Genomic DNA, 10544 nt, shown 5'->3' on the forward strand with positions numbered 1-10544 from the left:
CGCACTGAGGTTATAAGTGCCTTTGTTGGGGCCTGTTTGTCCGCCTGGCACAGCACCTCCCACGCCGATTGAGAGGCTGCCCGTGGTAAAAGTCCCGCCACTCTGCTCGAAGATGCCTGTTCCGCCCCGACCGATGCGGGTTAGGTCAGACACAGCCAATGTGCCACCGCTAAGGTTGTAGGTGCCGTTACCGAAGGCAGTAAAGGTGGTGGTTCCCAAGACACCAAAAGAACCGACATCCATGCTATTGGTATGGTAAGTCCCGTCGCTCTGATTGAAAGTTCCTTGTCCAGAATGACCGACGCTAGTATTTCCGAGCACTGTGAGACTACCATTGCTCAAGTTGTAGGTTCCGGTGGGGTTGTCTGTGCCATTCGGTAACTCGGTTCGCGAGGCTATCACCAGATTAGTCCCGACCGTGTGGGTGCCATCGGTCTGGTTGAAGGTGCCGATGCCGCTGGTGCTGATGCCGCCGTCGCTGATGATGCCGCTAAGGCCTACCCGCGTCTCCCCCGACACGTTCAGAATGCCGTTTTCAAGGTTATAGGTAGCATTTTGTCCTCCACCGTATCCTAGCCATAGATCTGAGGTACTGAGTGTAAATAAGGTATCGAGTAGTGGATCCTGCAGATGATTAAGGGTTATGACCTCTGTGTCCCCCGTGATGTGTACAGTTCCAAGCGAAGGATTAAGTGGGTTGTTGTAGTTGACGGTGCTCAGAGTAGGATTTAAGATGTTCGAGAACTGCAAAATCACGTTATCGCCTGCTACGGGAACGCGTTGAGCCTCTTCTGACGGCACAACCCAGTTATTTGCAATGTTCCAGTTTGCCGGATTTGGATCCCCAACCCCAGGTCCGATCCACGTCACGTCCGCAGATTGCCCCGAGGACGAAAAGGCCACGGTGACCGCAAAAGCGACCATCGTCGCTATCTTTTGTGTGTCCTGCATGACGACCCCCATTATCGGATTGGTGTTTGCGAAAACATATTAAGCATAAGTAATCCAATAACACAAGTCAATTGTTTTGTCAATATCACCGTTACTTATTGAAATTCTTTAATTTTATGCAAAAGGCCTTATTTGTGACAGGCCATCGAATTTTCTCCAAGACGCGCCACATAAGGGCATAAAATTAACGACGGCATAACCTTCTTAATAAAAGCCAAATGCCAATCCCGGCCTAGTGCAGCAACTATTTTCATCAGTCTTAGCAATGTCTTTGTAATTTATTGATATTTAAAATTTTATTGATAGCCTATTCGACCTATATACCACGGTGTTGCACTCGTTGGGGATGTATAGGCTATTTGAAAGCCGAAAGCCTAAGTTAAACCAACTTTACGGGCATTTAAGCTCACTGTCTGTGTAGTAATTCATCAGGAACGTGTGAAATATTTCACTGTCAACCGTTCTTGTCATCAGTAGACTTCGAAATTCCGTTAAAATCTGCTAAGTTAACGTCCAGAAAAGTGCTACGCATCAATACGGGCTATAACTCCATAAACACTGATACACTTTAAGCGTTGAATCTGCCCATAAGAACTATTATGAATCAAAAGCCAACTGACGATGGGACAATCGTCATTCCAAAAATCAATGAACTGGATAAAACTATTCTAAAACAGGGAGACGATGAAACGATACAAGTTTCAACTACCCATAATAAGGCCGATTCAAGTAATGATGTAACTAAATTAACAACAAAGGGCTTTTTGAAAGAAGGGACGAATATCCCGTCCAGCCCAGTCCCAAATGCCCCAAAACTTAAAAATCGCTTTATCCTTCGGGAAGTCATTGGCTCTGGAGGCATGGGAACGATTTTCAGGGCGACCGACCTACGCAGGGAGGAAGCCCATGACCAATCACCCGATGTCGCAATTAAAGTCCTTAATGAAGAATTCAAAGACTACCCAGACCTGTTTATTGCCTTACAAAGGGAAACTAAAAGGACACAACAATTGGCGCACCCCAATATTGTCAATGTCTATGACTTTGACCGAGATGACAATACGGATACTGTGTTTATGGTCATGGAAATCCTTGACGGCAAGCCCCTTACGCGCTATTTGACCGAAAATGCCCCTCATGGACTCCCTTTTAAGGAAGCGTGGCCCATCATAAAAGGGTTATCGGTAGCCTTGGCTTATGCCCATAAGCAAAATATCATCCACTCTGATTTTAAGCCCGGCAATGTTTTCATCACCGAGTCTGGCGGTGTCAAAATACTCGACTTTGGCATTGCGTGTGCGATTAAGCAAACAGACCAGCAAATAAGCGATGAAACCCTATTTAACCCCAGGGAGTTAGGTGCCCTTACACCGGCTTATGCCAGCTTGGAAATGTTTGAAAATCAAGCGCCTGATCCACGCGACGACATCTACGCATTGGCATGTGTAACTTATGAAATATTGACCGGCAAACATCCTTTTGGGAAACTTTCCGCCCAGAAAGCGCTTGAGCTTAATATTAAACCTCCAATCATTTCTGGATTGAATCGCCGTCAATGGAATGCCCTGAATCATGCCTTAGCATTCAAGAAAGAACGCAGGACAAGTTCGGTTTCGCAGTTTATTGATGAAATGGAACCCCGCTCGCTGATACCCTCTTTTTTGATAGTTGTAACGATAATCACCTTGGCAGCAGCGGCTGTCTTTTATTTCAGTGTCCGCTCTAATATCGACAAAGTGGGTGATAAGGTTATCGCACTCACACCCGCACAAGAACTTAAAATAAAAGACCTGTTAGACCTTGCCGATATTAGCTTTGAAGTCGATCACATTACAGCACCTTCTGGTAGTAGTGCATTATGGGCATACCGCCAAGTATTAGAACATGATCCCTACAATAAACAAGCAAAACAAGGTCTTGAAAAAATTGCCACCCTTCGGGAACAAGAGGCTGAAGCATTTTTTGAACAAAACAACCTTAAGGAAAGCCTGGTAAAAATTGAAGAAGGCTTGGAGGCCCTCCCTAAACACGAAGGTCTTTTGAAGTTTAAAAAGCAAATCCTGGAGCTGGAAACTTCACAACAGTAATTCTGCACAAACAAAAATCAATCATCAAATATGATTACGGTTGATATAAAATTTCTTCTCCAAGGTATTTATTTTTTCCTGACTGTTATATTAGCTGGTTGTGCGACCCCGGAGTCGCTCTTTGAACAGGAAGCCAAGCGCTTAAATTTTCACCGTACCATCGTACCAGGGACAAAATTCAAACATGTCGTATATATCAATGAAATTCAGGATGATAGCGGCGATTTTCATGTTTATATAGACGGCGACGGTTCACCATGGATCAATAATCGCTGGATTTCAGAAAACCCAACACCCAGAAATTTACTGGTACTCAGGTTGATGGCTCAAGATAACCTGCCAGCCGTTTACCTGGGTCGCCCCTGCTACCATGGACTCAGTGAAATACCCCCTTGTGAGCCTAGCCTTTGGACTAATAAACGTTATTCGATGGCAGTGGTGACAACAATGGCATCTGCTTTGGAACAAGTAACCAAACTGTTACACAAGAAGCGTGTAGTGTTAATAGGTTATAGCGGAGGAGGCACGTTGGCGATGCTTCTTGCCGGACAATTAAAGGACGTACAGGGAATAGCCACTATTGCGGGAAACCTGGATATCGAAGCGTGGGTTAAGCTGCATGGTTATTCCCCGCTTAGCGGTTCGACAAATCCGGCACAACAACCTCCCTTGAATCAAAAACTCTTTCAACTACATTATGTTGGCGAAAAAGATGAAAACATCCCTGTACGCATTAGCCAAGCAGCAGTACTGAACCAGCATTCAGCTCATCTAACCCTAATGCCTAAATTTGACCATTATTGTTGTTGGGGGAAAGTCTGGCCGTTAATATTGAAAGACATACAATTGCATTCCATAAACGCCACTCCGTAAAACACACCTAGGTTTGGACGCTATCCTGGCCCACTTTCCTGCGGTGCAGATAGCGATAGCGGTGGCTTAAAGTTAAAGCCAAAATGCTGTGGATCTTCCCCTATCACCGCCGCAGAAAATATATAAAAAACATAATCATAAGTTTCTTTAGGGATTTTATATAGCTGAATAAATTTCCAGAAATTCTTATCGCGGGGATTGTCAGGCATTTTTTTTACCATGGATTTTACCCGGTTATGCCCATAGTTATAGCAAGCCATGACCAGCAACCCAGAAGCTTGCGCTTCGGTGCTGAAAATATATTTTAGGTATTTTGCCCCTGCACGGGTCGCCAGCTTAAAGTTAAAACGGGCATCTTGTCCGTCGTACTCCCTGGCATCGGCTAAAGGGCCAGGCTCCAGCCCATATTCCTTGCCTGTAGTCGCAAGAAACTGCCATGCCCCTTTTGCCACACCATAGCGAGTTTGGGGGCCAATCGCTTGGGCATCGTAATTGCTTTCTTGAAGGGGTAAGTACATAAAGTGCAATGGCAAACCTTCTTTCTCCAAAGCAGAAATAACTTCGTCTGCGTAGTTATTTTTTTCAAAACGCCCTATTGCCTGCTGCATCCTTGATGATTCTTGCCAGTACTTGATATAACGCCTGACTTCCCCCACAAAACCATCAGGCAATTCCAATTCACTTTCACCAAACTCCCTGGCAACCTTGGCAATCAATTCCTCTTCATAACGCGAAGCTCCCGGGAAACGGATACGCAGCGATGTTGCCTCTTTTACATACTGTTGGTACTTGGCTTTCATGCTAGTCAGCCTTGCCCTGCCCTCAGCGACACGTTTCCTTTCTGCTGTTAATTTTTCCTGCTCAACCCTAATAAGTTCTTGTTCAGACCATCGTTTCTCTTTCGCTAAAACATGTAGCGTTTGCTCCAGCACATTGGCGCTTTTATCTATCATGATTTCTGATTGTGACAGACTGACCTCAAGTGTCTTAATGTCATAGAACATATCAAGCGCCAAATTACGCGCTTTTGACAGTGCAACTTGCTGATAGCCAACCAGCCCCGCCGACAGCAGAAGCAGGATGCCCAACACCCAAATGGCCTTATTGTATTTTTTGCTACGAATAGTGCGGTCTTCATGGATTATATTACGCACCATGCGCGTGAAATCGCCGGAATCTTCTACCTCTTCCTTCGCCAGAAAGCGCGCTTTCATGGCTTCCTTGGATAAATTTCGCTGGGTGCTGCCCCTGGTCGTAGCGCCTGTGCCTATCGCAGTACTTTCACTTATATTATTCTCTTTGACTTCTGTAGCTATCGGTTTAACTATATCTGCCTTTTGATCAGCCGCCTGAATCCTTAGCAGAATGCCCGAATCACCGAACGCAAGTTCAGCAGGAACAGTGAGTTTAGCCTTATGCTCAATCAAACTATCCTGATAATAAACGCCATTGGCGCTATTCAAGTCATAGGCCCACCACTCCCCGTTTTCCGGCTTGACTTCCAGATGATGGCGGCTGACTTCACCACTCGGGACTACAATGTTATTGTCTTTTGAGCGCCCAGCAGTAAAACCATGCGTAAAAAAGTGTTCCTGCAATTTTTGGCCGGTTGCATCCACCAGGATAACCTGCAAACCGGACCGAAATAACACTGTGCGGTCTAGTTCCAGCTCCTGCTGGAGAGATCCTTGGGGCATGATGACGGTCTTGTCCTCCTGCATCATTACTGACCTATTTTGTCCAGCACAAAACTTAAGTTGGTGAAAGCCATTGTTGTCTTTTGCCGATAGCCCGTGTTTCAAAGAGCACTGTTGCAGGTCGCATCAACGCCAATTCCATCGCCGCCGCCTGACGTTGGCGTTGCTTTCCCGATCTCAATACTGTTTGGCATTGATGTTCAGTAATCGGCTTTCCTAACAGGTAACGAACACCCGGTGTAAAATTATGCTGATGTTGATTCCACCAACGGTCTATCAGCAGAGGGTCTGGACAAGGCAAATCTTCGTCCGTGTCCATCGCCACGTTTCCATCCTCTGGGTTTTCTGTTGGGCCAGAGGCAAAGTTTTTCGGTAACTCACCCTCCAAATCCTGGTATGCAATATCTGCCCCAGTGATAAAACTGAATGACTCGCCAGCAATCTTCGCTAATTTCGGCACTTCCATTTGCTTGATTAACCACGGGATGTAGCTAGGGTCACCCGATATCCCAACACCTATAATAGCCTCCCTAAGCCTATCCTCTTGCTGCACCAAACCTTTCAGCAGTTCCTTCACCATTTGCAGATTGAGCGCTCGAAATGCCACAGACATGGCTTTAACGGAGAAATCTGGGCCTTCAATAATCCTGGCCTGCAATGAAGATAGCGCATTACCACGAGCGCCCAGCAGCACAGCCGACCACGCCGCCCAAAAACTAAGCGTAATATCTTGGTCGTTGGCTCGCTCCAACACTGCTTGTTTCAGGTCTACACGTCCCAGTTCAGCCGCAGCCCGCAACGCACAGGTTCTCAGTTGGGTATCACTGTCCTGAATGGCCTGATCAAGATGTTTTCCTGGATCAACGCGATGAATTGCACAAGCAGCAATACCCACTCGCCGCCACAAGGGGGTTTTTGAAACCAGCAAACCACTGACCTTGCCCTGTAAATGCTGCGGTTCTACCCAGCCAAATGCGGAAATAAGTCCAGTCAAAGTTTCCGGCGTTTCTTCAGCGACCTGATAGACTTTGCCGATACGATCACTATTATCGCCTTCCAGTGCCAGAATACCTGCGGCAAAGACTTCGCCGGCCCCCTTGAACTCCAAGTTATTGCAGCAAGCCTCCCAGCCATAATCCCCGGCAATCCTCAACCCATCAATATGCGCTTCCACACGGTTATCTAGTTTAGCCAAATCTTTTAAATTGTAGTGCGGTGCATAAACCGCGTTATGCCTTAACAGCCAAAGGAACGCCGCTTCTTCAGCGTGTTGGTCGATGATATGGGGGATAACGGGTTGGGTTTGGCTCATGGTATCTGCACTGTTGTTATTAACGATAAGAACATTATTCTTTGAAGATAATACTCCCAAAAATCATTCATGACCTTTTATGGTAATCCCTTTGATACACCACTCTTATTTCATGCCTCGAAACCTACTAAGTAAGGACGTGCAACTGTTTTTAAAAACCGTCATTCCGGCAGAGCCTGCCCCGGTCAGGGGTTGCCGGGGGATTGCCGGAATCCAGGCTCATGTATGGCTCGGAGCTTGCCGTCCATGGCGCTGGATACCCGCTTCCCGGCGGGTATGCTGTCCAACTGCTCCTGCTTTTTGATGTAGGCACGAATCTGTGATTCCTCAAAACCCACCGTCGAAACCGCGTAGCCCCTGACCCAGCAGTTCCCCCCCTTGAAATTCCGCTGCCTGCCGCTGAATTGTCGGGCAACAGAAATGGCACTCTTGCCCTCCATATAACCTACCACCTCGGCAACAGAGTACTTTGGCGGCATTCGAATCAACATATGCACATGCTCTTGGACTATGTGACCTTCCAATATTTTGCAATTCCGTTGAGCCGCAAGTTCATGGAACAAAGGCCCAAGATACCCTCGTATCTTTCCATACAAGCCTTTCTTCCTACCTTTGGGAATAAACATCAGGTGATATTTGCAATCCCATTTCGAATGACTTAAGCTCGCGTAAGATGATGTTGTCATTATAGGTTCTCCTTGTGTCCGTCAAGCCCAAGGAAAAATTACAACATCATCGCTTTATCTGCCATCTTTTTACACTGAATCTGAAGGCCAAGCCTTGGGAGTCCACTAGTCAAACTAGTGGCTTACCTGTCAACGAGTTAAGCGGTTTTACTTAATTGTTCCGACTTATGTGACACTAATATCTAATATTACATCGCCATAAGTCACGCCAGGCTTAGCTCCGCTTTCTGTGTCCTTATCCAAATCTTGTTGGCGCTTTTGCATTGTTTGATTGGCTTTCGTCACCAAATTAGCGATTTCGCTTATTTCGCGCCCAACTAACTTAGCGGCTAGCGCATCTGCTTCCTCAATAGCTATATCCACGTGCCGCTGTTCATGAGCCCGTAGCTTGGCAAACATTTTATCCCATTCCTTTTTAGCGGCGGGTGATGCCGCCTGATACCCAGTCCATGTGGGCAATCGCATAACCAGATTGGCATGTAATTTAACATCAAGATTGGTTGTGTTGCCGGGTGGAATGGCATCAGACCTTAACATGCCGCCACCTTCGCCCCATTCCGATAATTGATTCAGGGCGGCCGCTGCTTTCTCCAAAGTTTTCCCATTGACGGTAATAGCAGGTGTGGTGCGCGGATTGGGTGGATCCCAGTCCTTGGTGACACTGGCAATGTTGCGTTGGACGGCAAGGGTCGTAGCGTTTGAGCCGACACTTCCCGGTATCGCATTGTTAAACAATGTCCCTTGCTGAGGCTGCGTATTTGCCGAAAGGGGTTCCATCCCTAATGTCCCTGGAATTATTGAACCTGCCATGCCTTTCTCCCATTGTTAACCTTGCATTACAATTTCGGACTCGTTAGCTCAAAACTTCATGTGGCGTAACCCATGAACAGTTCCGCCTTACGTGCATAAGCTCATGGTTAAAATACACCGTAACAAGCCAACGAATCACATTTTTTCAGCATTGAGCGTATCTGCATCATTCCAAGTTCCCCGCATTTGCACATTTTGGGCTGCTAGCGATTTGCTGAGTTTTTCCACCGACCCACTAGCCCCCCAACGAATGGTTACAGAATCGGGAAACTCAAAAGTGAAACTTCCTGTGTCGCTGACAGCTAGCGGGGCTTTGGTGATGTTAGGAGGCTGTATTTGAGTCCATTTTACTTTGTTATTACGTTCAAAGTAATAGTAATAAGCTTGCCCACGCCACATAACTTTCCACCAACCAGGCAACCAATCAGGGGTCGGGGCAGTTTGTGCGGAAGAACCGAAATAAAGCTCAAGATCAATCCATCCTTGCAGTTTCTTATAATCGAAGGGATCCTTACTGCGTATCCGTTTGATAATATCGCGCCCTGCACTAGACCCGCCCTGCCCAGAATCCGCATGGTTCCAGAAATCGCCTTCGAAATCGAGCGAAATGCCTACGTGGAATTTCGTGTGCCTGCATATATCACCGTACTTCGGCCTTGTGTCTTGTGTGGACTTAACCCAGGCATGTCCCTTACCAATCGTCGGCAAGTAAGTCTCAACGTCAAACCGTCCTAGGTACTTCTGGGAACCGAGAACATTTCCAAACCAGCCGACGAATGCATTACATGTAGTCAACTTTCCTCCTTCCGCCCAGTTTTTTACAAGAGTGGCATGTGTTACCCCACCTGTAAGCTTTGTGAAAAGTGCCGCTGTAGGGCCATCCGAATTGATTTGCTGTCCGAGTGGAGGTACGCCCTTCAAAACCTCACTAGCTTTTTCACGAATATTGTTTGACATGTTTGCACTCCTACAAAATTAAAATCGATTTTGCATTGGTCTAGGAGTTATTTTCTGCGATTTCAACGACCTAGTCACGGTAATATTACCACTCGGAAATAACAAAAAATGAGGGAAATAATCATTCTGCCGCCGGATACACCAGCCAATAATTACCCGGATTTGAATACACTTCATTCAGACGGCGGAACAGGTGACGGCTTCACCCTACGCACTTTGCCGTTCCACAAAATCGTTGCTTTCATCTTCAACTTCACCAACCCAGTCGATGGGCAATATTCCGTCCTGGACATAGCGATGGAATGTGGAATAAGGCCAATCGGCTACCGTTTTCACCAAACCATGTTTCACGGGATTCCAATGCACATAATTTACGTGATGTTCATAATCGGCTTCGTCGCGGATGGCGTGTTCCCAGAAGCGGCGCTGCCAGATGCCACGTTCGCCTTTGGCAATGCGGACAGGAGATCGCCGCTCAGTACGGGGAATCGCTTGCACGAAGCGAATCTTGATCGATTTCCAGCGGTTGGAAAAATCGTCGTCTCCTGGCGGTAGCGTCCAAACGCAGTGCATGTGATCCGGCAATACCACCCAAGCATCAACATGGAATGGCCGCTCCCGTCGTGTCTTTCGTACCGCCTCGCGTAGAGCATCAATATGACGCACCAAGGTATCTTGCCGCCGTTCCAACAAGTTGACCGTGAAAAAGTACGTGCCTCCCGGCACCCGATAACGACGATAATTCGGCATAAGTTACGTAGGACGGATGCCCGTTAGGGTGATCCGTCAATCAAAGCCACCAGATGGCTAATCACACAAATCCTCCAAAATGCACCAATAAAACAGCCCCCGTGCCTTCGATAACATTCGTCGGAAACCGTAAACGGTTCCGACTTACGGGCTTACGGGCTTAATTTGAGCGTTGCGTATGTTAAACCCATTTTTTTACCCTTAGCATTGAATTTGACAATCTTAAGTTTATCACAGCCAAAGCATAGCTCATTTATCTGTCACGAATCAATGGAGTCTGACCCCATTGATTTGACGATAATCCGACATAAAGTTTCAATGGGTAGGGCGGATGCCCGATAGGGTGATCCGCCAATCAAAGTATCCAAGGATCAACCCAATCAAATCTTCGAACCTGGATGGATGGAATGGCAAGTTTCCC

The 10544-nt window shown here is 46.8% G+C and carries 9 protein-coding genes; 2 read left to right on the forward strand and 7 right to left on the reverse strand.

Going from position 1 to position 10544, the window contains the following annotated elements; genetic code table 11:
* A partial coding sequence (locus ACLQ6D_RS06980; RefSeq protein WP_411726560.1) for a hypothetical protein occupies positions 1-801 on the reverse strand: 801 nt, incomplete at its 3' end.
* A gap of 749 nt (positions 802-1550) precedes the next feature.
* Here ACLQ6D_RS06980 and ACLQ6D_RS06985 point away from each other — a divergent pair.
* Positions 1551-3038, forward strand: a complete 1488-nt coding sequence (locus tag ACLQ6D_RS06985) for a protein kinase domain-containing protein (RefSeq protein ID WP_411726561.1) — start codon at positions 1551-1553, stop codon at positions 3036-3038.
* Between the two features lie 30 nt (positions 3039-3068).
* A complete protein-coding gene (locus ACLQ6D_RS06990) occupies positions 3069-3911 on the forward strand; it encodes an alpha/beta fold hydrolase (RefSeq protein WP_411726562.1) in 843 nt (280 codons plus the stop codon).
* 20 nt (positions 3912-3931) lie between these two features.
* Here the strand turns inward: ACLQ6D_RS06990 and ACLQ6D_RS06995 are convergent, their stop codons facing one another.
* The 6 genes from ACLQ6D_RS06995 to ACLQ6D_RS07020 form a co-directional block, all read right to left on the reverse strand.
* Entirely contained in the window at positions 3932-5608 is a 1677-nt protein-coding gene (locus tag ACLQ6D_RS06995) for an FHA domain-containing protein (RefSeq protein ID WP_411726563.1), read from the reverse strand.
* Positions 5609-5663: 55 nt separating this feature from the next.
* Complete coding sequence (locus tag ACLQ6D_RS07000; protein WP_411726564.1) at positions 5664-6920, reverse strand: TIGR02270 family protein; 1257 nt, start codon at positions 6918-6920, stop codon at positions 5664-5666.
* Between the two features lie 185 nt (positions 6921-7105).
* Positions 7106-7606 (reverse strand): IS200/IS605 family transposase, encoded by a 501-nt coding sequence (gene tnpA / locus ACLQ6D_RS07005; protein ID WP_411726565.1) that lies wholly within the window; start codon positions 7604-7606, stop codon positions 7106-7108.
* A 165-nt stretch (positions 7607-7771) separates the two neighbouring features.
* On the reverse strand, positions 7772-8416 hold the full coding sequence (locus ACLQ6D_RS07010) for a DUF922 domain-containing protein (RefSeq protein ID WP_411726566.1): 645 nt from the start codon (positions 8414-8416) through the stop codon (positions 7772-7774).
* Positions 8417-8551: 135 nt separating this feature from the next.
* Complete coding sequence (locus ACLQ6D_RS07015; protein ID WP_411726567.1) at positions 8552-9373, reverse strand: hypothetical protein; 822 nt, start codon at positions 9371-9373, stop codon at positions 8552-8554.
* Between the two features lie 207 nt (positions 9374-9580).
* Positions 9581-10123: an REP-associated tyrosine transposase gene (locus ACLQ6D_RS07020; protein WP_411726568.1), complete on the reverse strand. Its 543-nt coding sequence runs from the start codon at positions 10121-10123 to the stop codon at positions 9581-9583.
* Between the last annotated feature and the right edge of the window lie 421 nt (positions 10124-10544).

Source organism: Methyloglobulus sp. (genome assembly GCF_046714055.1).
Lineage (GTDB): Bacteria > Pseudomonadota > Gammaproteobacteria > Methylococcales > Methylomonadaceae > Methyloglobulus.

Bases quoted from the DNA above. Each gene is read 5' to 3' on its own strand.
- tnpA (WP_411726565.1), bottom strand. From the start codon at position 7,606: ATGACAACATCATCTTACGCGAGCTTAAGTCATTCGAAATGGGATTGC.
- ACLQ6D_RS06995 (WP_411726563.1), bottom strand. From the start codon at position 5,608: ATGCCCCAAGGATCTCTCCAGCAGGAGCTGGAACTAGACCGCACAGTG.
- ACLQ6D_RS07020 (WP_411726568.1), bottom strand. From the start codon at position 10,123: ATGCCGAATTATCGTCGTTATCGGGTGCCGGGAGGCACGTACTTTTTC.
- ACLQ6D_RS07000 (WP_411726564.1), bottom strand. From the start codon at position 6,920: ATGAGCCAAACCCAACCCGTTATCCCCCATATCATCGACCAACACGCT.
- ACLQ6D_RS06990 (WP_411726562.1), top strand. From the start codon at position 3,069: ATGATTACGGTTGATATAAAATTTCTTCTCCAAGGTATTTATTTTTTC.
- ACLQ6D_RS07010 (WP_411726566.1), bottom strand. From the start codon at position 8,416: ATGGCAGGTTCAATAATTCCAGGGACATTAGGGATGGAACCCCTTTCG.
- ACLQ6D_RS07015 (WP_411726567.1), bottom strand. From the start codon at position 9,373: ATGTCAAACAATATTCGTGAAAAAGCTAGTGAGGTTTTGAAGGGCGTA.
- ACLQ6D_RS06985 (WP_411726561.1), top strand. From the start codon at position 1,551: ATGAATCAAAAGCCAACTGACGATGGGACAATCGTCATTCCAAAAATC.